Genomic DNA, 26,943 nt, shown 5'->3' with positions numbered 1-26,943 from the left:
AAAGGTTTTTTTGTCTTTTTGCGGCTTAACACTTCCGCTAACGTTGTATCTAACGCCATGTCCGCTATCATGAGACCAGCAACACAAAGTGCTATGGCTGGTATCTACCAGAACCAGATGACGATGCAGCAATGAAAGGCGGACTCTATGTCATCTCATCCAAATGATAAGTCGTGGCTCTTTTTTCCGCAGAAGCAGCAACGCGAATCACAGGTGCGCTTGTTCTGTTTTCCGTATGCCGGTGGGGGGGCTTCTATCTATAATAGCTGGGCCGAGGAGCTTCCCGCGCAGATCGAGCTCTGTGCCTTGCAATTGCCGGGGCGTGAGAACCGCTTTGCTGAGCCTCCCTTTACCAATCTGAATCAGCTGGTTGAAACGCTGTTGCCCGTGCTCAAACCATATCTAGATGTCCCATTTGCCTTTTTCGGCCATAGCATGGGCGCTTTAACCGCGTTTGAACTGGCCCGGGCTATCCGTAATGCCTATGGCTGGGAGCCAGAGTATCTGTTTGTCTCAGGCCATAGCGCCCCACATGTCCCGCGCCAGCGCAAAACGCTCCATCACTTACCGACGGCCGATTTTATTCAGGAGGTGCGCAAACTTAACGGGACGCCGGAAGAGGTCTTGCAGAGCGAGGAGCTTTTAGAGCTATTCCTGCCGCTTTTGCGCGCCGACTTTGAGCTTTGCGAGACCTATGCATACCAGTCGCAGGCGAAGCTGAGTTGTCCCATTGTTGCCCTGGGAGGGTTGCAGGATGAGGATGTGCCGCGTGACGCGCTTGAAGGTTGGTGTGAGCACACCTCCGCTCATTTCTGTCGGCGCTTTTTCTATGGCGATCACTTCTTCTTGCATCGCCATCGGCAGTATCTAACAAAGTTTATTGCCCAGAAGCTGCTGAATCTGAATACGGTTGCCTGTCAAACGTGTGGCTGCCTGCGGGGGCTTGCGTCATGATGACTTCACTTGCGCAGGATTTGTGGCGCTCACCACCTGCGTTGCCGCACTTATCAGCACGCACCGTTCATCTCTGGTATGCGGTACTTGAGCAACCCAAATCGGTGGTTGAGCAGCTCTATCAAACCCTCTCGACTGAGGAGCGCGCCCGTGCCAGGCGCTTTTACTTTGAACACGATCGACAGCATTTTATTGTTGGCCGCGGAGTGCTGCGCGATGTGCTTGGACGCTATATTGGCCTGGACGCGCAACAATTGCACTTCTGCTATGGCGCGCACGGCAAGCCGGCTCTTTTGCAGTTACGGGCGAATGATATTCTCAATTTTAATGTGTCGCACTCTCATGGCATTGCCTTGTATGCGGTGGCGCTCAATCGCGAACTGGGTGTTGATGTGGAACATATGCGCCATCTTGCCGATGCTGAGCAGATTGCTGATAACTTTTTCTCGCTCTCTGAGCGTAAAGCTCTGCGTTCTCTGATGACGCAGGATCAACGGACCGAAGCATTTTTTTCGTGTTGGACCCGCAAAGAGGCATATGTGAAAGCCCTGGGCAATGGTTTGTCGCAGCCCCTGGATCAGTTTGATGTTTCGCTTCTCCCAGGAGAGGCGGCTGAACTGCTGGCTGTACAGGGGAAACCAGCAGAGGTGCAGCGTTGGAAATTGCAGAATATTTCCCTGCCTTCATCTTTTGCCCGACAATATAAAGCCGCGCTGGTTGTCGAAACCCGTCCATCGAACGACCCTCTGATTGAACTATGGCAATGGCAAGCAAAAGGAGCATGAGGTATCTATGATTTATTCTTCTATCACTCAATGCGTGGGTACAACGCCCATGGTCTATCTGAATCGACTGTTTCCGCAGGCCGATTTAAGTGTGATCGCGAAATTAGAGTTTTTAAATCCAGGAGGGAGTATTAAAGATCGGCCGGCCCGCTTCATTATCGAGCAAGGGCTGCGCGATAAAACCATTACCAGTTCCACCCATATTATCGAGAGCACCTCTGGCAATCTGGGTATCGCCCTGGCGATGGTGGCCCGCTCATATGGCCTGAAGCTGACCTGTGTGGTGGACCCCAAGATCTCACCCACGAACTTGAAGATTCTCCGCCTGATGGGTGCCAACATCGATATGGTGCAAACCAAAGACGACCAGGGAGGCTATCTCAAGACGCGTATCGCGCGGGTTCAGCAACTGCTGCAAACGACTCCTAATGGCTACTGGATTAACCAGTATGCCAACCAGTTGAACTGGCAGGCCCACTATTACGGTACCGGCGAAGAAATGGTGGCGGACCTGGATGCTCCGGTTGATTGTGTTATGGTCGCTGTCAGTACGACCGGTACGCTGCTGGGGATCTCGCGCCGACTGCGGAAGGCTTTTCCGAATGTGCGAGTGGTTGCGGTTGATGCGGTGGGGTCGGTGATCTTTGGCCAGGCCTCTGGCCCGCGTGAACTCCCGGGGATTGGCTCAAGTCGTGTGCCGGAACTGCTCAGTCGGGACGAGATCGATGACGTGGTCCATGTCAATGATTATGAGTCGGCGCTGGGCTGCCGTTCGCTGCTGGCCCGTGAGGGTATCTTTGCCGGCGGTTCTTCTGGCTCTGTGATCGCGGCCCTCTATAAGCTCATGCCAACCTTCCCGCCGATGTACCGGGTAATGACGGTTCTGCCCGATCGCGGTGAGCGCTACCTGGACCTGGTCTATAACGATCAATGGTTCGCGCAGGTGGCCCAGGAAACGATGTTCAGGGAATTAGATGTCGCCCTTATCTAGCTTGCTTGCCCAGATCTGAGTGCAAGCCTGGAGTGCCAGGAGATGGAAAGGAAATGTTGAGCATGGATCACGCTGTGGTGCTCACACAGATTAAAGACTACTTTACCTATCGGGTTCTGGATGGAGTGGAAGAGGAATTGGAGGAATATACGCCATTATTGGATTGGGGCTTCATCAATTCGTTGGAGATCGCTCACCTGGTCGCTTTTATTCATGAAACCTATGGACTCGATGTGCCGCCGGAAAAGATGGTCCCCGCCGTGTTTCAGAATCTACATACCATTACCGCTATGGTGATGGAGGTCTCTGAACTGGCTGTCCATTGAATCTGTCGCTGACGTTCGGCGTAACATCATCTGAGAGCGAGTAGGGCCAGCTGCCGTCTTGAGTATCTCGTCGGTCTTGCTGTAGGTGAATTGATAGTGGTAGGGTGGCTCGTCCTGGCTGGTACCCGGGCGTAACAGGGCGGTGTTCTGCAGTTCATCTAAGGCTGCCAGCCCCTCATTTTCTGTCAGGTCGGCGGCGCGGCAGAGCTGATCAAATGTGGTACCTGGCCCGAGAATAGCGATGGCGATGGAGAGCGCCTGCGCTTGCGGGGTCGCTTGCTTAAAGGCGAGCAGGATGTGCCGCTGAATACTGTCCGGCAGTATTGTGTGCAGCGCATCTCCCATTCTCTCCTGGGCATGCAGTCGTTGTTGTAGGGGTAAGAAGGCCCTGGTCTCGACCAGGCTTTTGATGGTCTCGATGGTGTAGAACACATGCCCACTGGTGAGCGCGTAGATTTTGTCTGCCAGTCCATTGAGCTGGTCCGCATTCGTGATATCGGGTGCAGCAAAGGAGAACGCCGAATCAGTATGCAGATCGGCTGTCAATGATTGGAGCACCACGATGATATCAGATGGCATGAAAGGAGGCAGAGAGATATGAACAACTGAAGGAATGAGGCGTTGCAGCTTTTTGCTCCAATCCTCCAATGTGATGAATGAATTGTGTGTTTGACCTGGTCGAAAGGAGAGGAAGACCAGAATAGGGCTACAGGCCTGTTGCCAGCGTTGTATGAGATAGTACATGCCACCGAGCAGGTCAGGATGTGCCCAGTGGAGATCATCGAGGAACAGGATGACGCTGCGTTGCCGGGCAAAGGCATTGCATAAGCGAGCGATTGCCTCAAAGATCTGGGTGCGAATGATCGCATCTTCGTTCTGAGGCAGGATCAGGTCAGGGTATCGCTCACGTAGTTCGGGCAATATCCGGCTGAGTTCCGCCAGCCATACATCGGCCAGCAGATCATCGGGAGCGTTCTCCTGTTCTACGCGGACGCGTAGGGCATCGATCAGTGGTTGGAAGGGCAGGCTGCTACTGCCCTCAAACGCGCTCCCCCGCAGGATGGTGGCATTTTGTGCTGAACACCACTGCAAGAACTCGTTCGCCAGACGTGTCTTGCCTGATCCGGCGTGACCCTCTAGCGTAATGACCTGTGGCGTTCCGCCTTCAGCCTGGTAGAAATGTTCGAGGAGTGTATTAAATTCCTGGGCCCGCCCGACAAAGGGCGGCACCAGGAGCGAGGAGGGAGAAGCAGTCGGTTGAACTTTTTTTGTGCGCGACTCCTTTGGGGTCGAGGCACGGATACGCTCTTTGAGGGCGATGGTGGCCGATGATGGTTCGGCCCCCATTTCAGCGACCAGGTGCAGGCGGTAGGTATCGAATGTCTGTAACGCCGCAATGCGATTGCCCGCCGCCGCCTGTAGGCCCATCAATTGGCGGCAAGCCGCCTCGTCAAAGGGATCAAGGGTCAGCCAGCGTGAGACGATCTCAATGGCCTGTTGGAGCTCGCCGGCTCGTTCATGCAGTTGGGCCAGCTGCTCAAAGACCATATGCATACTCTGATGCCAGTAGTTGCGTTGGTAGCGGGCCCAGTCATCGAAGGCGGCCGAGTCACGCAGTGAGAAGCTATCCAGAAAGCTTCCACGATAGTGCTTCACCGCCGTATGCAGATGGGTGAGTAGTTGGATGCGTAGCTCTTCCGCCGCAATGAGCGGATTGTTCGCCAGCGTTTTGATGATATGTAGAGAAGTCTGTACCACCTGTAGATCGGTCGTCACCCCGGCCTGCATATCGATGCTCAAGGTGTTGCGATCGATGAGTAATGGAGGATGATCCATGACCTCTAACATTTTCCGTAAGTCCAATAAGGTAATGCGCAATGCGGCCCTGGCATGGATGGCATCGCTTTCAGGCCAGAGCAATTCCGCCAATCTTTTGCGGGACTGTACCTGGCCTTCAACCACCAGATAGATCAGTAATGCCAGCGCCTTGCGCGAAGAAGAAAAATGTATGGTTTTCCCTGCGTTTGTTACCTCCGGCGAACCAAGCAATGAAAGGTGGAGGCCTGTATGCATGGTAGTTTTCTCTATCACATATGGTGTGAGACGCACAGCATTTTTCTCCCTTCTCATACTGAGACGCATCTTTCTATATCCTACCTATTCATGTAGCGCAAGTCATGCCCTGCCTGAGGTATTTTTCATGCCCCCAGAAAAGGAGGTGACGTGGGGGCATATCCTTTCAGGCACTCCCAACCAGAGTGGGATACAAGGGGAGACGGAGCCGCACCACTAGCGGTGCCGCATGCCCGGCCAGCCGCCACCGTCGGGCTTTTACATAGAGAGGATGAAACATGATTATTTTGCTGCGAAAGCAAGCCTCCATGGAGGAGAAAACACAACTGCTATCGTTACTTTCCTGCTTTTTAGAATCACACCCCGCACTGGAGATTGTGCGGATCGGCCACTATGAGACGATAGCGATCGACGCGGCCGCGCTGGATCATATGCAAGCAACCATTATTCGCAACCATGGCGTTGTTGAGGACGTTGTCACCGTTGACACTCCCTATAAGCTGGTGAGCCGGGCCTTCTACAAAGAGAGTAGCTGTGTTGTGGTTGGGAAGGATCATGATTGCCAGGAGGTTGCGATCGGCGATAGCAGTGAACTGGCCCCGGTTGTTATTGCTGGACCCTGCTCCGTTGAAAGTCGTGATCAGCTGCTGGCATCGGCCCAATCTGTGAAGAATGCGGGTGCCCAGATGTTACGTGGGGGTGCCTTTAAACCACGGACCTCACCCTATCAATTTCAGGGTCTGGGCATTGAAGGATTAAAGTTGCTCGCCGAGGCCCGACAGCTCACCGGTTTACCAGTTGTGACTGAAGTGATGGAACCAGCCATGGTCGATGTTGTCGCTGAGTACGCGGACATGCTGCAGATTGGGAGTCGCAATATGTATAATTATCCGCTCTTGCGTGCCGTCGGCTCCCATCCTCTCAAGCGCCCGGTGATGCTGAAACGCGGTCTGTCCGCGACCATTGATGAATGGCTGCTGGCTGCTGAATATATCGTTGCCGCGGGCAATCCTAATGTTGTGCTCTGTGAACGTGGCATTCGTAGTTATGACTCGCACACGCGCAATGTGTTAGATGTGGCTTCGGTGCCTGTCTTAAAAGAGTTAACCCATCTGCCAGTGCTCATTGATCCCAGCCATGGGACCGGTTTTAGCCGGCTTGTTCCGGTTATGGCTCGGGCGGGGATCGCCGCGGGCGCTTCCGGTTTGATGATAGAGGTACATCATAATGCAGCCCAGGCTCTGACCGATAAAAATCAGGCACTCTCTCCCATGCAACTGCAATCCATCGTTGAGGATACGTATGCCATTCACGAGGTGCTCAATGGTGTAAAACAGAGCGCACTACAGATTGCATGAAGTGATCCCATCGGGCAAGGGACTTGCAGCACTCTCCCTGTTCCTTATAATACAGAGACAGGAAGTTCCGCGCAGTGGTCCCTTGCTCACCCTATTTCTCGTATGTTGTAACGTACCTGGTACAATAGACGGTGAAAGAAGAGAGGTACGGAAACATGGCAAGCAAGCGGAAAACGTATACGCCGGAATTTAAATTTAAAGTCGTCATGGAAAGCTTTCAGCGCGAGACCACCCTGGAAGAAGTGTGCCGAAAGTTTGGCCTGGCCAGCTCGGTGATCAGCCGATGGCGTCAAGAATTTCAACAAAAAGGGCCAGAGATTTTTGCCGATCAACGCGATCCCAAAACACGGAACCAGTCACAGGGCCATGCACCAGGAGAATCTCCTGAAGAATTGAAGCAGCTCATTGGTGACCTCACCGTGCAAAATGATCTGCTAAAAAAATCCCGCGGGCTACTGGGCAATTAAGCGCACATGAGAAAGTGGAACTTGGGCGAACCCTCTGCGCTTCTGGTGGTCCGATCAACAAAACACAACTCGCCCGTGCTCTTGGTATCGCTCGCAGTAGTCTGTATCTGCAGCTTAAGCGACCGCAGATGGATAAGCAGCTCGTCGTCGCAATTGAGGGTTGGCAGGAACTCGATGACACACTGGGGCATCGCAAACTAGCGAAGCTCATCAACACCGGAAAGAATCGCGTCAAACGAGTGATGCACAAATATGGCATCGCCGCTCGACGCAAAAAGAAGAAGTATGTCTATCCTGGCAAGGCGACGCAGACGGCTCCAAATCTAGTCCGAGACATGAGCGAGGAGGACACGCACCAGGTGATTTTTTCCGACATTTTTGAAGTGCATCTCGCGGATCAATCACGCGTACGAGGCTGTTTTGCCCTGGAGAAACAGACGCGCCAAATCTTCGGGTTAGCTTTTGATTATCATATGCGCGCCGATCTGGTGACCAGCGTCATTGAGACCATGACCTTTCCTACGGCTGACGCCATTTGGCATAGCGATCAAGGCAAACAATATGGAGCACAATGTACTCGAGATCTGTTGTTGCAAAAAGGATTCCTGCAATCGATGAGTCGTGCCGGCACGCCCACGGATAATGGCTATGCCGAGCGTTTTGTGGGCACCTTCAAGCTCGCAGTAGCTGACCGCCGTTCGTATCACAGCCTGGGCCACTTTCTCGGGGCGGCAGAGGCATGGATCAATTTTTACAATACGTTACGTCCCCATGAGGGCGTCGGCAATTGTTCACCCCTGCGCTATGCGCAAGATCATCAGTTGCATGGTGCTCCCTTGATTTCCTTATGAGAACGTCTTTTTTACTGGGTACTTTACATGTTGCGTGGAACCACCATCCTCCTTGCTCTGCTATCCTCTCACTCCCTTCATCCTCAACCTCCTCAAATATATCCATATCCCTTATAAATGCAGAAAAAATACGCTTTTGAGGGCAAGTATTCTTTGCTCAAATTGACTACTCTTCTTTATGTATGCATCTAGGAAATCTGTAGGAAAACCTCGATTGATGGGCATAAGAAATAGGTATGGTATGCATTATGTCCTCATTCTGCTTGAAAAGTAAAGGAACGGATTGGTATTATGGAGGTATCATTACGCGGTTCACGCCTCTCACTGCAGCAAATACGCCTCTGGCCTTTTTCTCAGGAAAACCAGCATGCTTACCTGGTGCAAGGCGTCATCTCGTTCAACGGTTCGCTCCAGGCACCGGTGTTGCAGCGTGCTCTGCGGCAGTTGGTTGAGCGACACGAAATCTTACATACGGTATTTCGTTCCCTGCCTGGGATGGATTTTCCAATGCAGATTGTGGGAGATCCTGAGTTCTGCTGGCAGCAAACAGAGATTGTGGAACCGATGGCCGTGACGGCACAGATGGCTCACATTCAGTCGTTGCTTCCATCTCTTCAGCAGAATGTCAACCTGGAGCAGGGACCGTTACTTTCTGTCCACCTCTTCCAGTTTGTGGCTACGGATACGGCGTATCTACTGGTGTCGCTCCCCGCGCTGTGTGCGGATGGGCCCAGCCTGCAGGCGTTTAGCGACGAACTGGCTCAGGAGTATCAAGCTTGCCTCTTTGGAGAGGTGACCAACGAGGAGGAGCCGTTACAGTACGCCGACGTGGCCGCCTGGCAGAACGAATTGTTTGAAGAGGATGAGGCTGAGGAGTATTGCTCCTTCTGGCAGCACATCCAGTTTTCCGCGCTCGATGGATTTTATGTGCCTGCTGGCCCTGCGGGGCAGAAACGGTCCGCCTCGGTTTTCTCCTCGCGGGCATATCGCTTCTCTATAGCGTCAGATCTGTATGCGACCCTGCAGGAGACCGCGCAGGCGTTACAGGTGACGGTAGAAAATGTCTTGCTGGCGGGCTGGCAGCTCTTTCTGGCCCGTATGAGCAATCAGGATGAGCTCGTTACAGGCGTCGCCTATACAGGACGCAGTTATGAAGAGCTGCAGGGGGCGCTTGGGCTGTATACGCGCGTCCTCCCCTTTACCACCTTTGTCGATGCCACTGTTACCTTTGTACAACTGGTTCGGCAGGTCGCGCTGACCACGACCGAGATGGAGCAGCGACAACTGTACTTCTCATGGGAGAAGCTCAATATTGATCGCGGCATTACCTTCCCCGCCCATTTTTCTTATCTACCCCGTGTCCAGCAGGCGCAAAATACAGCTGGCGCCTTTGAGCTGGTTGATCTTATCGCCAGCCATTCTGAGCCGTTCGCGTTGAAGCTAGAGGCGATTGAGCTGCAGAGCGAACTGCAACTGCGCCTGCATTTTGATGCCGGTCTTTATACGGCCCAGCAAGTAGAGAATCTGGTGGCCTCATTTCTGACCCTGTTCGGCAATGCCCTGGCCCATCAAGATGTCGCGCTCCAGAGCCTGGCGTCGCTCTCACCGGCTGAAGAAGTGGACCTGCTGCAGCAGTTTAGTGGTTCTCGGACCGCGTTTGACAATCGCACACTGGTTGAGCTGTTTGAGGCACAGGTCGAGCTACATCCAGAGTGGCCGGCCTGTACCGGTACCAGTGGAACGCTCACGTATCGGGAGGCGAATGCCTGGGCGAATCGCCTGGCTGTGGCCTTGCAGAAGCGAGGAATTGCCCCCAATGTTCTGGTCGGTCTGTGTGCGTCACGCTCGGTCGAAACACTCGTTGGTCTGCTGGCGATTTTGAAGGCCGGTGGCGCGTATGTCGCCTTAGATCCCCATCTCCCCGCGCAACGCCTGGCGTATCAAATCAAAGATACGGCGGTCAATGTGGTGGTTACTCAGAATGCGTACCAGGATCTTTTTGCTGATGCTCAGCTTGATATTCTGCCGGTTGAGGCCTATCAATATGCGTTGAACTCCCAGGTTGTGGAAAACCTGAATGTCGCGCTGCAACCAACCGATTTAGCTTACGTCATCTATACCTCCGGTTCAACTGGAACGCCCAAAGGCGTGCTGGTGCAGCATCAGAATGTGAGCAATTATATCCAGTCCCTGCAGCAGCAATTGAACTGGCAGCCCGGATGGCAGTTCGCGACCGTCTCAACCCTGGCCGCCGATCTCGGTAATACCGTGATCTTTGGTTCGCTGGTCTCAGGGGGATGTCTGCATGTGCTGGATTACGAGACGGTCACCTCGGCCCAGCTCTGGGCGCAGTATGTGCACGATCATCCAGTTGATGTGGTAAAGATTGTGCCGTCGCACTTACATGCCCTGCTTGCCGCCAGCGATAACGGGGCAGCCGTTCTGCCTCGTCAGCAGTTGATCCTGGGCGGCGAGTCCTTAACTGGAACGCTCCTGGCGCGCCTGGCTGAATGCGGCGCCACCTGTGAGGTCATCAATCACTATGGCCCGACCGAAACCACGATCGGCGTGCTGGTCAACAGGCTTGGCCCGGTCCAGCAAGCGTGGAAGCAGACGGAGAAGGCCGCGGTGCTGCCTCTGGGTCTTCCATTGAATAATATCAATGTAGTGGTCGTGAATCAGGGTGGGCAGCTGGTGCCTCCCGGGGTGGCTGGTGAGCTGTACGTCGCGGGCGCGGGCGTGGCGCAGGGATATCTGAATCAGCCCGAGTTGACGGCTAGCCGATTTGTTGAGCTGGGTTGGTCGCAGCAGGAGCCGCGGCGCTTCTACCGTACCGGTGACCTGGCACGCTACGGGGAAGATGGGAAGATTGAGTTTCTGGGACGCGCCGACTCGCAGGTGAAGATCCGTGGCTACCGGGTGGAGCTGGGTGAGATTGAGCAGGTGCTACGCGAGCATGAGCAGGTGCAGGAAAGCGTGGTTCTGCTGGGGACAGATCTGTCTGGAGAGCAGCGGCTGGTGGCCTATGTGGTCCTGAAGCATGCCCAGTCCCTCGATTCGGCTGAATTGATCACCTTTGCCCGGCAGCGGCTGCCCGCCTATATGGTTCCCGGAGCGGTTGTTGTGCTTGCGTCGCTGCCATTGACTGCGAACGGGAAGATCGATCGCCGCCGGTTGCCAGAGCCTGAAGAGACGTTGCCGGTGATTACCGATCTCTATGTAGCCCCGCGCAGTGCGCTCGAAGAGCTCCTGGAAGGCATCTGGATGGACGTATTGCATGTGAAACGTGTGGGGGTGTTTGACAACTTCTTTACGCTGGGTGGCCATTCACTGCTCGCCACGCAGATCATCTCGCGTGTCCGTACAGCGGTGGGCGTCGAGATCCCGATCCTGAAGCTGTTTGAAGAGCCGACCGTGGCTGGTCTTGCTCAGCGTGTGGATGAGTTGTTAGCGCGGACTCGGGGTGAGCAAGAGACGCGCCAGGCGGCTGCTATCCCTGTCATCTCGCGTGATCAGGTGCTCCCGCTCTCGTTCGCGCAGCAGCGTCTCTGGTTCCTTGATCAGTTAGATCCTGGTAACATCGCCTATAATAAGCATTTCGCGCTGCGTTTAACTGGTACCCTGCACGTGGCCGCTCTTGAATATAGCTTGAATGAGATTATTCAGCGCCATGAGAGTCTGCGTACGACCTTTGATATGGTTGATGGCCAGGCGGTGCAGGTGATTCATGATGCGGTATCGCTGAAGCTTCCGGTCATCACCGTGCTGAATGCGAAGGGTGGCCAGCAGGCCGATCAGGATACAGCCCTGGAGCGTTTCATTGGCGAATGTGTTAATCAGCCATTTGACCTGGTCACAGGCCCTCTGTTGCGTGCGCAACTGTTCGCGCTGGCGGATAACGAGCATGTACTCGTTCTGACCATGCACCATATCGTTTCGGATGCCTGGTCCAATACCATCTTCCTGTCTGAGCTGTCGCATTTCTATACGGCGCACGTTGAGGGTGTCGCAACCCAATTGCCTGCTCTCCCTATCCAGTATGCTGATTTCGCGGCCTGGCAACAGGACTATCTGCAGGGTGGCGTGTTAGAGGCCCATCTCAATTACTGGAAACAGCAGTTGCGGAATGTGGAAACGCTGAATCTGCCGACCGATCGACCGCGACCGGCGCTCTCCAGCGGCCACGCGCGTCATTTCCCGTTTACATTCGCGGGCCCATTGCAGCAGAAGCTGCAGGATCTGAGCCGCACCTCTGGTACGACGCTGTTCATGACGCTGCTGGCGGCCTTCCAGGTATTACTGGCTCGCTATAGTGGTCAGGAAGATATCAGTGTTGGTTCGCCGATCGCGAACCGCAATCGGGCAGAGATCGAAGGGCTGATCGGGTTCTTCGTCAATATGCTGGTCTTGCGTAGTAACCTCTCTGGCAATCCTACCTTTGCCAACCTGCTGCAGCAGGTGCGTGAGACGGCTCTGCGGGCCTTTACCCACCAGGATCTGCCATTTGAGAAGATTGTAGAGGAGCTCCATCCAGATCGCAATCTCAGTGTGAATCCGCTTTTCCAGGTGAGCTTCAGCCTGCAGAATACTCCTCAGGCGGAACTGAGTCTACCCGGACTGCTGCTTAGCCCGGTCAATACCCTGGAAGCGACCAGCAAGGTCGATCTGGAACTGCACATGTGGGAGACGCCTGGAAGTTTGCAGGGGACGCTGATCTATAATACCGATCTGTTTGATGCTGCGACCATCGAGCAGTTTGTGTCGCAGTTTGAGGTACTGCTCAACGGGATTGTGACCGATCCTGATCGCCCGATCGGTGGGCTACCGCTCCTGTCGCCTCGTACCCAGAAAACGCTGGACGAGTGGAATGAGGCCACCTCTCCCTTCCAGGTCACTTTTCTGGTGCAGGAATATGTAGAGCAGCAGGCCGCTCAGCGTCCGGAGGCGCTGGCTGTCAGCACTCTTAGCGGGGAATTGACGTATGCACAGCTCAATAGTCGCGCCAATCAACTGGCCCATTTCTTGCGCGCCCATAATGTCGGGCCAGAGGCGGTTGTGGCGGTCTGCCTGCCTCGTTCTCTCGATATGTTTGTCGCCATGCTAGCTGTTTTGAAGGCCGGAGGCGCTTACCTACCACTTGATCCAGCCTATCCGACTGATCGCATCACGTATATGCTACAGGATGCGGGCGCGCGCATCCTGCTGACCGCTTCCTCTCTGGCGCCTGACCTATCCACAGCGGCTGAACTGGTCTGGCTGGTGGATACGCAGTGGGATGAGCTGGCCGGGAACGCGATAGATAATCCGCCGGTTGTTGCGAGTCCGGACAATCTTGCGTACATCATTTATACCTCTGGCTCAACTGGTCGTCCCAAGGGTGTGCAGATTACGCAGGAAAACCTGCTCAACCTGGTGCTCTGGCATCAGCAAGCTTACGCAGTGACCACCGCTGACCGGGCGACGCAGCTGGCCGGTGTGGCCTTTGATGCCTGCGTCTGGGAGGTCTGGCCGTATCTGACGGCTGGCGCGAGCCTGTTTGTTCCTGATGAGCAGACCAGGCTCTCGCCGGAACTGCTTCAGCAGTGGCTGGTTGAGCAGGAGATTACGCTGAGCTTCTTGCCGACACCGCTGGCCGAGCAGTTCCTGGTTCAGGATACCGGGAACTGCAGTTTGCGCATCCTGCTGACCGGTGGTGATGCGCTCCAGCGGAGGCCACAGGCCGGTACAGCATTCACGCTGGTCAATCACTATGGCCCAACGGAGGCCACTGTGCTGGCCACCGCGGGCGAGGTAGAGGATCTGGAGCAGAACATCGGGCGCGCGCCCAGCATTGGGCGAGCGGTGGCGCACAGCAGTGTCTATGTGCTGGATAAGAACCTGCAGCAGGTTCCGCTGGGTGTGGTTGGCGAGCTTTATATCGGTGGCGCAGGCGTTGGGCGCGGCTACCAGGGCCGACCGGATTTCACCGCCGAACGTTTTGTTCCCGATCCCTATAACCAACACCAGCTGGGCGCCCGGCTGTACCGCACCGGTGACCTGGCGCGCTTTCTACCCGATGGCCAGTTAGAGTTTCAGGGTCGCGCCGATGACCAGGTCAAGGTACGAGGTTTCCGTATCGAACTGGGTGAGATCGGAGCCGTGCTGGCACAGTATCCTGATCTGGAAGAGAGCGTGGTCAGCGTTTGTACCACTCCATCGGGGCAAAAGCAGATCGTTGCTTACCTACTGGCGAAGCCCGGAACGGTCTGCGATGTTCCCCTGCTCAAAGACTTCCTGGCGCAGCATCTTCCGGAATATATGCTGCCCTCCGCCTTTCTCCAATTGGATACGCTGCCACTGACTCCAAACGGGAAGGTGGATTATAAAGCCCTGCCGGAGCCGGAATTCAACGTCACCCCTGATACCTTCATCGCCGCGAGCAATCCTATTGAAGAATCTCTGGTGGAACTGTGGTCCCAGGTCCTGGGTGTGCAGAGTATCAGTGTGGAGACCTCCTTCTTTGAGCTGGGTGGTCATTCGTTGCTGGCGACCACGCTGCTGACACGTATTCGCCAGGTCCTGCATGTCGATATGCCTCTGCGCTGTTTGTTTGAGTATCCTACCGTTGCCGCGCAGGCGCGCTGGATTCAAGAGGCCAGTCGCAAGCATCAGCCCCCGGTGATGACACCGGTGCTTGAACGGGAGGATCTGCCGCTCTCCTTTGCGCAGCAGCGTCTCTGGCTGCTCCATCAGTTAGAACCCGAGAGCGCGGCGTATAACAGTCCCATTGTGCTGCGCATCCAGGGAGAATTGAACCTGGCAGCCGTGGAGGCTAGCCTGCAGACGATTGTACGGCGCCATGAAAGCCTGCGCACGACATTTGTCGAGCGTGACGGACAGGTTGTGCAGAGTATCGCGTCCGAGGTGGATCTGCAGCTCACTGTTTTTGATGTCAGCCAGCAGACGCCGTGGGAGCAGTATGCCTTTGTACAAAATACGGTCCAGGCCGAGGTGCAGCGCCCCTTCAACCTGGCGACGGGCCCACTGCTGCGAGCCAGCTGTATCAAGCTAGCGGTGAATGAGCATATCTTTTTAATGACCGTCCATCACATCACCTGGGATGGCTGGTCGATGGGCGTATTCGAGGACGAGTTCTTCACGCTGTATAGCGCCAACATTGCCGGGAAGACGGCTCATCTGCCTGAGCTGCCGGTGCAATACGCCGATTACGCGTTGTGGCAGCGCAACTGGCTGCGCGGTGAGGTCTTAGAATATCAGCTGAATTATTGGCGGCGACAGCTAGAGGATGTCCAGCCCCTTGAGTTGCCAACTGACTTTGCGCGACCGGATGTCTCGTCTGGCCAGGGCCTGCGGCAAGCAATAACCTTGCCTGAGACCCTGTATCAACGTATCCAGAACCTGAGTAAGCGGGCCGGGGTAACTACCTATATGACCCTGCTGGCGGCATTCCAGCTTCTGCTCTCGAAATATAGCCAGCAACTGGATATCAGCGTGGGCACACCGGTCGCCAATCGGGGTCAGCAAGAGATTGAAAAGTTGATTGGTTTCTTTGTGAATACGCTGGTGATGCGCAGCGATCTCAGCGGCAATCCGGCGTTCCTGGAGCTGCTGCAGCGTGTACGCGAAACCACGCTTGATGCCTATGCGCATCAAGATCTCCCCTTTGAGAAGCTGGTCGAGACACTGCAGCCAGAGCGCGAGCAGAATCGCTCGCCCCTGTTCCAGGTCATGTTTGTCTACCAGCACGCGGTCGCCGCGCGCAACGCCCCGGCTCATCTGGTTGTCACGCCTGTCGAGAACGAAAAGTGTACCGCCAAATTCGACCTGACCCTCTCGGTGGCCGAAACCGGCAAGACGCTCAATTGTGTGCTCGAGTACAGCACGGACCTGTTCACCGCTCAGACCATCCAGCGCTTCTTACAGCACTGGCAGCTGCTGCTGGAGGGGATCGTGCAGAGCCCGGAGCTGCGCCTGAACCAGTTCGCTATCCTCTCCGTTCAGGAACAGGAGTTGTTCGCGCAATGGAATGAGACCGCTGTTGAGTTCCTGTCAACTGAAACCTTGCAGGAGATGTTTGAGAGGCAGGTACGCTTGCAGCCCCAGACCATCGCGCTCGCTTATCGTGATAGTACGGTGACCTACCAGGAGCTGAACGCGCGGGCTAACCAGGTGGCGCACTATCTACGTGCGCGTCATCAGGTCGGACCCGATACGCTGGTCGGCATCAGTATCGAGCGCTCACCTGAGGCCCTGGTCGCGATCCTGGGCGTCTTAAAAGCCGGGGGAGCGTATCTGCCTCTGGATCCGTCCTATCCCTCTGAGCGTCTGGCCTTTATGATCAATGATTCTCAGGTGGCGGTGGTGCTGAGTATGGAACAGGTCGAAAAGCCCGCCCAGGTCGCTGATGCGATGTTTGTCAATCTGGATACATCGTGGCCTGAGATCGCATCTTATAGTACAGGTGATCCGATGTGTGTCGTCAGCAACCACAATCTGGCGTACGCCATCTATACCTCTGGCTCAACCGGCACACCAAAGGGAGTACTGGTTGAACATGGAAATCTGCTCAACCTGGTTCAGGCCGTGAAGCCAGTCTACAATCTGGGCCCTGAGAGTCGGGTGCTGCAATATATGTCCCTTAGCTTCGATGTGTCGATTGCCGACATCTTCACGAGCCTTGTGAGTGGCGCGCGGTTATGCCTGGTGCCGAAAGATCTGATGATCCCTGGTGATGGCCTGCACGCGCTGATACAGGAGTATGCAGCCACATCGGGGCGTTTCCCGCCATCAGTTCTGCAGGCGTTGTCGAACCAAGATCTTCCCCATCTGGAAACAGTGATCACGGGCGGAGATCGTTGGACTCCTGATCTGCTTGCACGCTGGATAGGACAGGGCCAGTTCGTCAATGAATATGGTCCGACCGAGACTACCGTGCTGTGCACATTCGCCAGGTGTGAGACCGGCACGCAAGAGGTCACCGTTGGCCGGCCGATCGCTAATGCCTACGCCTATGTGCTGGATGCGGCCTTGCAGCCGGTGCCATTGGGGGTGCCCGGGGAGCTCTATATCGGTGGTGCGGGCGTTAGCCGGGGCTATCTCAATCGGCCAGGGGTGACGGCGGAACGCTTTTTGCCTGATCCATGGAACGCCCAGGCCGGAGCTCGCATGTACAAGACGGGCGACCTGGTACGCTACCTGCCCAATGGGGAGATCAAGGTCCTGGGACGTACCGATGATCAGGTCAAAGTGCGTGGCTTCCGCATCGAGCTGGGTGAGATCGAGAATGCCCTCAATCAGCACGAGGCGGTATACGAGAATGTGGTGCTGGTTCACGGTGAGGGGGCGAGTAATAAAAAGCTGGTCGCCTACCTGGCTGTAGCATCGGGACAGGTGAGCGGCGAGGAACTACGCGCGCTGGTGCGACAGGCGTTGCCTGAATACATGATCCCGAATCATTTCGTTTGCCTGCCAGCGCTGCCACTCATGCCCAATGGCAAGGTTGATCGCAAGGCCTTGTTGGCCATGGACATCGTTGAGGAACCTTCACGGACCTCTGTGGGGCCGCGCACCTTGAATGAAGAGATTATTCTGTCCTGCTGGTGCGAGGTGCTTGAACGCGAGCATATCAGCGTGGAGGATAATTTCTTCGCCATCGGTGGGCATTCGCTGCTGGCTTCTCAGCTGGTCTCGCGTCTGCGTAACGCTTTCCAGATCGAGATCCCGTTGCGCGCCCTCTTTGATGCTCCCACGATCGCCGAGCAGGCGGTCATGTTTGAGCAGATGCGCCGGACGCAGGCCAATACGCTGGCCCCTGCCCTGGCGGCGGTTGAGCAGCGGCCACAGCACCTGCCGCTCTCCTTTGAGCAGCAGCGCCTCTGGTTCATGCATCATATGGATGCAGAGAGCGTAGCTTACTCGTTGCCGCTGGTGGTCCGGCTCAAAGGCGAGATCCAGCTCGGCCTGCTGGAGTCTGCCTTAACTGAGATTGTGCGGCGCCATGAAAGCTTGCGTACGACCTTTTCAACCGTTCACAACCAGCCGGTCCAGCGTGTCGCGCCTGCTGAGCGGTTTTCTCTTCCTCTGTTGACCATCCTGCCTCAGGAAGGTCTGGATGAAGAAGCGCAGGCGCTTGAGCTGGTCCAGGTAGAGTTGCAGCGTCCCTTTGATCTGGAGCAGGGCCCACTGTTCAGGGCACTCCTGATCGCGCTTTCCGCCCAGGAGCACATTCTGGTTCTCAACATGCATCATATTGTGGCCGATGGCTGGTCCGTTGGTATCCTGATCCAGGAATTGACGACGCTCTACACCGCCTTTAACCAGCAACTTTCCTCTCCCTTGCCCGAGCCGACTCTGCAATACGCGGATTATGCTCTATGGCAACGTAACTGGTTGCAGAAAGAGGTGATCCAGACCCAGGTGCAGTATTGGAAGGAGAACCTGGCCGGCCTTGAGCCGTTAAACCTGCCGACTGACTATGCGCGTCCGGCGGTGATGACGCGTCAGGGAGCGAAGCTGGGCTTTGTGGTGGAGCCCGAGGTGCTGGCCGGTCTGCATCGCATCAGCCGCGAGGAGGGGGCGACCCTCTTCATGACGCTGTTGTCGGCCTTCCAGCTGCTGCTGGCGCGCTATAGCCAGCAGACCGATGTCGTCGTGGGCACGGTTTCCGCACATCGCTCGCAGCGTGAGCTGGAGTCACTGATCGGTTTCTTTATCAATACGCTGCCGCTGCGCACACAGCTGGACTGGGAGTGGTCCTTCCAGCACCTGCTGCGATCGGTGCGGGAGACCACGCTCAATGCCTATGCGCATCAGGATGTGCCCTTCGATCTGATGGTCGATGCGGTCCAGGCCACGCGTGATCTCAGCTCGTCACCAATCTTCCAGGTCCTTTTCATGCTGCAGAACGTGCCGTTCTCGGCTGACAGTATCTCTGAGGTCGAGATGGGAGTGGTCGATATTGAGACGCACACCGCCAAGTTTGACCTCACCCTGACGGTGGCTGAGACCAGCGATGGCTTGAGTGCTTCCTTTGAATATAGCACCGAACTGTTCTCGCCCGAGACCATTGAACGATTGAGTGTTCATTTCCAGCAGTTGCTGGCCGCCATTGTTGGTGATCCGCAGCATCCCATCGGGCGCTATCGCCTGCTCACTGAGCGCGAGCAGTCTCTGTTTGCGAGTTGGCAGGGGCCGGACCTGGGAACCGTGACCATCCAGACGTTACACGATGGAATCAGTAACCAGGCCGGCAAGACCCCGCAGCAGACCGCCTTGCTCTCGGCGACGGAGCGCATGAGCTATGAGGAGTTAGAGCAGTGCTCGAATCAACTGGCGCACTATCTGCGTCGACGTGGTATCGGAACCGATAGTAAGGTTGGCCTGTGTCTGGATCGAGGCGTGTCGCTCCTGGTGAGCATGCTGGCCATCCTGAAGGCCGGCGCGGCGTATGTGCCGCTGGACCCTCACTATCCGGTGGAGCGGCTCCACTTTATCCAAGAGGACGCTCACATGGAGCTCTTGCTCACCCAGACCTCGCTGCAGGAGCAGATCGCCCTGCCGAATCTACCTGTGTTGTGTAGCGACCGCGACGGCGCCTTATGGGCATCTGAGCCGGTCACCGCTCCCGAGGTTGCGGTGGTGAAGGAGAACCTGGCCTATGTGATCTATACCTCAGGCTCGACCGGAAAACCCAAAGGCGTGATGGTCACGCATGCCAGCGCGACCAGCTTCGTCGCGTGGTCCAGGCGGACCTACTCGGACGCCGAACTGCGGGGTGTGCTGGCAAGTACATCGATCTGCTTTGATCTCTCCATCTTTGAGATCTTTGTTACCCTTAATACCGGTGGCACAGTCATCCTCGCGGAGAATGCGCTGGAGCTGGCCCACCATCCCTACCGCGATCAGGTGACGCTGGTCAATACCGTTCCGTCGGCGGCGGCGGAACTGGTCCGGCAAAAGGCGTTCCCTGCCGGGGTGTTGACCATCAACATGTGCGGTGAGGCCCTGCCGATGACGGTGGTGCAGGGGTTAGAGCAGATCACCGATATCAAGTACATTTATAATCTGTATGGACCTTCGGAGGATACGACCTATTCAACCTATACGCTGGTGAACTCCAACTACCTCACGATCGGCCGCCCGCTGAATGGGACACAGGTGTATGTGCTGGATGCGTTTCTACAGCAGGTTCCATTAGGGGTGCGCGGAGAGCTCTACTTGAGTGGTGAGGGCCTGGCGCGTGGCTACTACGGGCGCGGAGAATTGACGGCCGAGCGCTTCATCCCCGATCCCTTTAGCTTACGTCCAGGGGCGCGTATGTATCGTACGGGTGATGTCGTGCGCTACCTCCCCAATGGAGACCTGGACTTCATCGGGCGCGTTGATCACCAGGTGAAGATCCGTGGCTTTCGCATCGAGCTGGGTGAGATTGAAAGCTGCCTGCGACGCCATCCTGAGGTAAAGGATGTGGTGGTCACGGTCCACGAAGAGTCGAACGGCACCAAGCATATCGTGGCCTATATCGTCGGCACCGCCGATACCAACGCCTTGCGTAGCTACCTGCAGGAGTACCTGCCTGCCTACATGATCCCGGCCTTCTTCGTGCATCTGCAGGCGCTGCCCCAGACGCCAAATGGGAAGGTTGATCGCAAAGCGCTACCAACGCCTGATCAACATCAGGAGAGCGTGGTGCGCGATATCGTTGCGCCACGCAACCAGGAGGAGGAGCTCCTGCTACAGCTCTGGAGCCAGGTGCTCAATACCGAGCGCGCGATCAGCGTTGATGATAACTTCTTTGAGATCGGCGGCGATTCTATTTTGAGCCTGCAGATCGTTTCGCGCGCACGCGAGCTGGGCGTACAGCTCACGCCGCGTGATATCTTTGAACATCAGACCATTGCCGGGCTGGCCACGGTCCTGGCCAGGCAGGGTCAGATGACCGTCAATGAGATCGACCAGGGGATAGTCAGTGGCGATGTGCTGTTGACCCCGATTCAACGCTGGTTCTTTGAGCAGCGCCTGGTTGAGCCCCGACATTGGAATCAGTCCTTCCTGCTCACGGTGCGCCCCGATATTCAGGTAGCGTTGTTGCAGCAAGCGCTGGCACAACTGCAGCTCCACCATGATGGTTTGCGTACCAGCTTCGCTTATCGCGATGGGCGCTGGACGCAATCGATCGCGGAACCAGAGGCGCTCGCACCGTTTGTGCTGGAAAAGATAGATGTCTGTCAATATGGCGGCGACGCTTTGCAGCAAGCGATTGAGCAGCAGGCCCAGGTGGCCCAGGCTTCTCTAAATCTATCGCGGGGCCCACTCTGGAAGGCTGTCTGGTTTGACCTGGGTGCCGGGAAGCCCTCGCGCCTACTCCTGGTGATCCATCACCTGCTGGTTGACGGTGTCTCCTGGCGTATCCTGCTGGAAGATATCCAACTGGCCTACAATCAACTGCTACAAAACAAACCGGTGCAGCTGCCAGCGAAGACGACCTCGTTCCAGCACTGGGCCGAGCAGCTACAGAGCTATGCCCGGCAGGATGAGGTGATAGCGCAGATCCCGTACTGGCTGGCTCAGACCGATCATCTGTTCCATAGCCTGCCAACTGATCATCAGATCGGTGCCAATACCAGTACCGCGGTCAGGCATGTGCGGCAGGTTCTCAACCAGGAAGAGACCCGGGCGCTGCTGCAGTCTGTGCCACCAGCCTTCAACACTCAGATCAACGATGCGCTGTTGACGGCTCTGGCCCTGACTCTGTTATCCTGGAGCGGCAATCGTGCCCTCTTTATCAATGTCGAGAGCCATGGACGTGAGTATCTCCAGCCTGGCACAGATCTGTCTCGGTCGGTTGGCTGGTTTACCAGCTTATACCCCTTGCTGCTGGACCTGCGGGCGCAGGGAGCGACGCAGCCTCTGACGGCCTTGAAGCTGATTAAAGAACAGTTGCGCCAGGTGCCACGGTCAGGCATTGGCTATGGTGCCCTGCGCTATCTCTATCAGCCGGACCGCAAGCTGCCCACCGATCAAGTGGCGGCCCTGGAGCAATTGCGGACGCTGCCGGGCGCGCAGATCAGCTTTAACTACCTCGGCCAGTTTGACCAGGTGGTGCAGGCTGATGGCATCTTCGGGGAGGCCCCTGAATCCAGTGGGATGTCGCAGCACGAGAACAACCTGCGCGCCCACCTGATCGATATCACCGCCAGTATCATGGATGGCCGCTTCTCCATCGATTGGGCGTATAGCTCGTCGCATTATCAGGCTCAGACCATTGAGCACCTGGCCAACAACTTTGTGCAGCGTATCCGTCAGATTATCGTGCTGTGCCAGGATGTGCGCAACTATGGCTACACGCCATCCGATTTCCCCTTGGCCAGCATGACCCAGGAGCAGATCGATCGCCTGCTGGGGAATAATCGCAACGTGGAAGCTGTCTATCCCTTATCGCCGTTGCAGCAGGGTCTGCTATTCCATAGCCTCTACGAACCGGTTGGTGGTGATCATATTATCCAGACCTGCTTCAGCATTGAGGGGGCGCTCAACGTCGCCGCGTTTGAGCGTGCCTGGCAGCTGGTTGGTGAGCGTCACGCCATCCTGCGTACCGGCTTTATCTGGGAAGGTCTCTCGGAGCCACTACAGGTCGTATCCCAGCGGGCGCAGATCCCCGTAGTCAACGTTGATTGGCAGGCAGACACGGCCGAGGAGCAGCGCGTCCGGTTGGCCGAATATCTGAAGGCCGATCGCTTCCAGGGCTTTACCCTCTCAGAGGCGCCGTTGATGCGCCTGCTACTGTGTCAGGTCGCTCCGGAGCAATACCAGGTTGTCTGGACCTACCACCACCTGTTGCTGGACGGCTGGAGTATCCCGGTGCTGTTAACGGACCTGTTTGAGTGCTATCAGGCCACTGATCAGCAGCGCGCGCCCGTGTTGGGACGTGTGCGTTCGTACCAGGATTACATCCTCTGGCTGCAGCAGCAGGATATGGCCGGGGCCGAGGCGTTCTGGCGCGAGAAGCTGCGTGGTTTTACCGCGCCCACCTCGATCTCCGTCGAGAAGGGGCAGGCCGCCGTACGCGAGGTCAGCTATGGCAAATGTCAGCTGCAGCTCTCTGAACAGGTGTCGCAGGGCTTGCAGAGCCTGAGTCGGCAGCAGCAGCTCACCCTGAACACGCTGATCCAGGGCGCCTGGGCCATCCTGATGAGCCGTTATAGCGGTGAGACCGATGTCGTCTTTGGGGCAACGGTCTCTGGACGCTCAGCGGCGGTTCCCGATATTGAGCGCATGGTCGGTCTCTTTATCAATACCCTGCCGGTGCGTGCTCAATTCTCCGGCACAACGCCTGTGAGAGAGGTTTTACAGCAACTGCAGCAGTATCAATCGGAGGTCAGTCAGTATGAATATAGCCCGCTGGTGAGCGTGCAGGGCTGGAGCGAGGTGCCACGAGGTAGCAGTCTGTTTGAGAGTCTGTTTGTCTTTGAACGCTATCCTATGGATGCGAGCCTCAAAGAGAGCTCCAATGCTCAACAGCAGCTGAGCGTTCAATTTAATCACACTGTAGAGCAGACCAACTATCCATTGATGTTAGAGGTGTTGCCGAATCAGCAGATCCTCTTCCAGCTGAGCTACCTGCGCAGTAGCTTCTCCAGCGCGGTCGCCGAAGGCCTGCTGCAGCATCTGCAGGTACTCCTCGAAGGTATCCTGGCGCGACCGGAAGCTGTGGTGGCGGAGCTGCCGCTGCTCACCAGTGATGAACTGGTGCAGGTCGTACATGTCCTGAATCACACACGCGTTCCGTACAACCTGGATACCTCACTGCATCAGTTGATCGCCAATCACGCCAATCGCTATCCAACCAGCATTGCCCTGGTCTGTGGGCAGACACGCCTGACCTATGGACAGATGCAAGAGCGTGCCACACAACTGGCACATCGCTTGCGCGCGATGGGAGTTGGCCCTGATGTGCTGGTCGGACTCTACATGCCGCGCTCGATTGAGATGGTCATCGGTATGCTGGCGATCTTCCAGGCTGGAGGAGCCTATCTGCCGCTGGATCTCGCGACACCAAAGGGCCGCCTGGAGACGATCTTGCAGGAGGCGCAGCCAAAGGTGCTGTTGACCTACGCGCACCTGCGCGATCAATTGCCTATTATCAGCACGATCCCGACCCTATGCCTTAATCCGAACTGGCAGGACTTTGCGCAAGAGAGCACGGTCGCTCTCCCCGATGACGCGGATAATCAGCGCCTGGCATACGTCATTTATACTTCCGGTTCAACCGGGAAGCCAAAGGGAGTCATGGTGACCCAGAAGGGCATGCTCAATCACCTCTTCATGAAGATTGAGGAGCTCGATATTACCGAATACGACCTCATCGCTCAGACGGCGTCACACTGCTTTGACATCTCGGTCTGGCAGATCTTCGCGGGCCTGCTCAGCGGTTCTCGCGTTCACATCCTGCCCGACGAGGTTGCTCATGATCCGGAAAACCTGGTGCAGGCGGTAGCTCAGGCGCGCCTGAGCATCCTGGAGGTTGTGCCTTCCCTGTTGCGTGCTATGGTTGAGATGATTCCGGCGGAACGCCTGAACGCTCAGCTGCGCAGCTTGCGCTGGCTGGTGGCTACCGGTGAGGCGCTGCCAGCTGACCTCTGCCGACGCTGGTGCCAGCAGAGCTGCTTGCCGCTGGTCAACGCCTATGGACCAACTGAATGCTCGGACGATGTGACCCACCTGGTGATTGAAGAGCCTCCAGCGCCACATCTGAGCATTATGCCCATTGGTAAGGCCCTGCCCAATACCAGCCTGTATATTCTGGACGAGGGCTTCCAGCCGGTCCCGATGGGGGTCGCAGCCCAGCTGTATATCAGTGGTACCGGAGTGGGGCGCGGCTACCTGCGAGATCCGCAGCGTACCGCTGCAACATTTATCCCCAATCCGTTCAGCGGTATTCCCGGTGATCGCATGTACTGTACTGGCGACCTGGCGCGCTACCTGCCCGATGGCACCGTTGAGTTTGTTGGACGCGTCGATTACCAGGTCAAAGTCCGTGGCTTCCGTATTGAGCTGGGTGAGATCGAGGCCGCATTGCAGCAACATACCGCCATCCAGCAAAATGTGGTGCTGGTACGCGAGGATGTGCCAACGCAGCAGCGTTTAGTGGCCTACATCGTCTGCGCTCAGCAAGACGATGTGCCAGTGGCAGACGAGCTCAAGCAGTTTCTGCGGCAGAAGCTGCCGGACTACATGGTCCCAGGTGCATTTGTGCAGCTGCCAGCGCTGCCGTTGACCCCCAATGGGAAGATCGATCGCCGGGCCTTACCGGCGCCTGAGGAGCAGATCGAGCAGACCGGTGAACAGAACCTGGTCGCGCTCAACCCGCTTGAAGAATTGCTGGTCAACATCTGGCGCGAGGTCCTTTCGCTGGATTACGTCAGTGTGCATGATAACTTTTTCGAACTGGGTGGACATTCGCTACTGGCGACACGCTTGATCTCACGTATTCGCGCCGAATTCCAGGTTGAGATCCCGCTGAAGAGCCTCTTTGAGGCGCCGACGGTAGCTGGGATGGTGGTCAAGATCGCGCAGCTTCAGCGTGAGAAGCAGCACGTGGCGACTCCACCCCTGGTGTCAATGCCGCGCGATGGGGCGATTCCGCTGTCGTTCGCGCAACAGCGCCTCTGGTTTATTGATCAGCTGGAGCCTGCTAATGCCGCCTATAACATTCCGCTCGCCCTCCATTTGAAAGGGGAGTTGAATGCCGCTGCTCTGCTGCGCAGCCTGCAGGAGATTGTGCGCCGCCATGAGATTCTGCGCACCAGTTTCGTGGTACAGGATGAGCAGCCTGTGCAGGTGATTCACGCGGCCGATACCTTCCAGGTGCGGCAGCTGGATCTGAGCGAGCTGCAGGCTGATGCACGCGACTCGCTGGTGCGGCAACTGGCCCTGGAGGAGGCGCAACGGCCATTTGATTTGACCGCTGGCCCCCTCTTCCGCGCCACCATTGTCTACTGTAGTGATCCAGAGCCTATGCAGATCAGTTCGGTCACCGACGATGCGCACGAGCCTGGACATACGTCCGAAGACGAACTGGTCCTGTTGCTCACTATGCATCATATCGTCTCGGATGGCTGGTCGATGGGGGTGCTGTTGCGCGAGTTAAGCGTCCTCTATAACGCTTTCAGTCAGGGGCAGGGCTCGCCGCTCGCGAGCTTGCCGGTGCAGTATGCCGATGTAGCCCTCTGGGAGCGCACATGGCTGCAGGGCGACTTGCTCAACTATCACCTGGATTATTGGAAGCAGCAACTCAGTGGTTTTACCCCCCTGCAGTTGCCGATCGACCGTCCCCGCCAGGCTACGCCAACCAGTAACGGCGCTGCCCTACAATTTACCCTGCCGCCCGCTGTTGCCGAGGCATTGCATGAACTCAGTCAGCGCGAGGGCGCGACCCTGTTCATGACCCTGCTCAGCATCTTCCAACTGGCCTTGCAGCGCTATAGCCAGCAGGATGACATTGTGCTGGGGACCGATGTCGCGGGCCGTAGCCATGCCGAGATGGAGGGCCTGATCGGTTTCTTCGTCAATCAGCTGGTGCTGCGTACCAGTTTCTCTGGTGAACCGACGTTCCGCGAACTATTGCGCCAGAACCGCACGATGTGCTTGCAGGCCTATGTGCACCAGGATGTGCCCTTTGAAAAACTGGTCGAAGAGATTCGCCCCGGCAGGGGAGGTAACCTCTCGCCATTCTTCCAGGTGAAGTTCTTGCTGCAGAACCTGCCCGCCAGTGGCACACAGGCCTTGAGCAACATTCATGTTTCCGTCCTTGAACCAGAAGTCACCGGCTCCAAGCTCGATGTCATTTTACAGATGACACCGTCTGAGAGCGGCTTACATGGCCTCTTTACCTACAACACCGATCTGTTTGATGGCGCGACGATCAAGCGCCTGGCCGAACACTTTAAGGTGTTGGTGTTAAGCGTACTGAATAATCCCGATGCTCGCATCTCCACGTTGGAGATGCTGACGCCAGAGGAGCGTGAGCAACAAGAGCGAGCACAGAAGCAACGTGCCCAATCAGCCTTGAAGAAGTTCAAAGGCATCAAGCCGAAAGCCATTTCCACGAAAATCGATTAACTTTTCTGAAGGAGATACT

General features: G+C 56.4%; 9 protein-coding genes. 8 read left to right on the top strand and 1 reads right to left on the bottom strand.

From position 1 onward, the window contains the following. The first annotated feature begins 147 nt into the window (after window positions 1–147). From AABA21_RS03870 to AABA21_RS03855, 4 genes are all read left to right on the top strand, one after another. Entirely contained in the window at window positions 148–954 is an 807-nt protein-coding gene (locus AABA21_RS03870; protein ID WP_338247670.1) for a thioesterase II family protein, read from the top strand. After that, window positions 951–1,739 (top strand): 4'-phosphopantetheinyl transferase family protein, encoded by a 789-nt coding sequence (locus AABA21_RS03865; RefSeq protein ID WP_338247669.1) that lies wholly within the window; start codon window positions 951–953, stop codon window positions 1,737–1,739. Before AABA21_RS03870 ends, AABA21_RS03865 begins: the two co-directional genes overlap by 4 nt. A gap of 7 nt (window positions 1,740–1,746) precedes the next feature. Continuing rightward, window positions 1,747–2,730: a 2,3-diaminopropionate biosynthesis protein SbnA gene (gene sbnA, locus AABA21_RS03860; protein ID WP_338247668.1), complete on the top strand. Its 984-nt coding sequence runs from the start codon at window positions 1,747–1,749 to the stop codon at window positions 2,728–2,730. 62 nt (window positions 2,731–2,792) lie between these two features. After that, window positions 2,793–3,056 (top strand): hypothetical protein, encoded by a 264-nt coding sequence (locus AABA21_RS03855; protein ID WP_338247667.1) that lies wholly within the window; start codon window positions 2,793–2,795, stop codon window positions 3,054–3,056. Here AABA21_RS03855 and AABA21_RS03850 read toward each other — a convergent pair. Continuing rightward, entirely contained in the window at window positions 3,003–5,165 is a 2,163-nt protein-coding gene (locus AABA21_RS03850) for an ATP-binding protein (RefSeq protein WP_338247666.1), read from the bottom strand. The two genes, AABA21_RS03855 and AABA21_RS03850, sit on opposite strands and share 54 nt — an antisense overlap. Before the next feature lie 242 nt (window positions 5,166–5,407). Here AABA21_RS03850 and aroF point away from each other — a divergent pair, with 242 nt between their 5' ends. The 4 genes from aroF to AABA21_RS03830 all read left to right on the top strand — a co-directional run bounded on the left by aroF (window position 5,408) and on the right by AABA21_RS03830 (window position 26,924). Beyond that, complete coding sequence (aroF, locus tag AABA21_RS03845) at window positions 5,408–6,487, top strand: 3-deoxy-7-phosphoheptulonate synthase (RefSeq protein WP_338247665.1); 1,080 nt, start codon at window positions 5,408–5,410, stop codon at window positions 6,485–6,487. Window positions 6,488–6,642: 155 nt separating this feature from the next. Then, a complete protein-coding gene (locus AABA21_RS03840; protein WP_338247664.1) occupies window positions 6,643–6,954 on the top strand; it encodes a transposase in 312 nt (103 codons plus the stop codon). A gap of 14 nt (window positions 6,955–6,968) precedes the next feature. Next, entirely contained in the window at window positions 6,969–7,805 is an 837-nt protein-coding gene (locus AABA21_RS03835) for an IS3 family transposase (RefSeq protein WP_338247663.1), read from the top strand. Between the two features lie 291 nt (window positions 7,806–8,096). Next, window positions 8,097–26,924 (top strand): non-ribosomal peptide synthase/polyketide synthase, encoded by an 18,828-nt coding sequence (locus tag AABA21_RS03830; RefSeq protein ID WP_338247662.1) that lies wholly within the window; start codon window positions 8,097–8,099, stop codon window positions 26,922–26,924. Window positions 26,925–26,943: the final 19 nt, after the last annotated feature.

It is taken from the genome of Dictyobacter halimunensis, from assembly GCF_036245075.1.
Note: the sequence above shows the minus strand (reverse complement) of the source record. Positions and strands in the feature narration are given on the sequence as shown.

What these genes read in the sequence shown, in the direction of transcription:
- AABA21_RS03870 (WP_338247670.1), top strand. Translation starts at nt 148, where the DNA reads ATGTCATCTCATCCAAATGATAAGTCGTGGCTCTTTTTTCCGCAGAAG.
- sbnA (WP_338247668.1), top strand. Translation starts at nt 1,747, where the DNA reads ATGATTTATTCTTCTATCACTCAATGCGTGGGTACAACGCCCATGGTC.
- AABA21_RS03855 (WP_338247667.1), top strand. Translation starts at nt 2,793, where the DNA reads ATGGATCACGCTGTGGTGCTCACACAGATTAAAGACTACTTTACCTAT.
- AABA21_RS03840 (WP_338247664.1), top strand. Translation starts at nt 6,643, where the DNA reads ATGGCAAGCAAGCGGAAAACGTATACGCCGGAATTTAAATTTAAAGTC.
- aroF (WP_338247665.1), top strand. Translation starts at nt 5,408, where the DNA reads ATGATTATTTTGCTGCGAAAGCAAGCCTCCATGGAGGAGAAAACACAA.
- AABA21_RS03830 (WP_338247662.1), top strand. Translation starts at nt 8,097, where the DNA reads ATGGAGGTATCATTACGCGGTTCACGCCTCTCACTGCAGCAAATACGC.
- AABA21_RS03865 (WP_338247669.1), top strand. Translation starts at nt 951, where the DNA reads ATGATGACTTCACTTGCGCAGGATTTGTGGCGCTCACCACCTGCGTTG.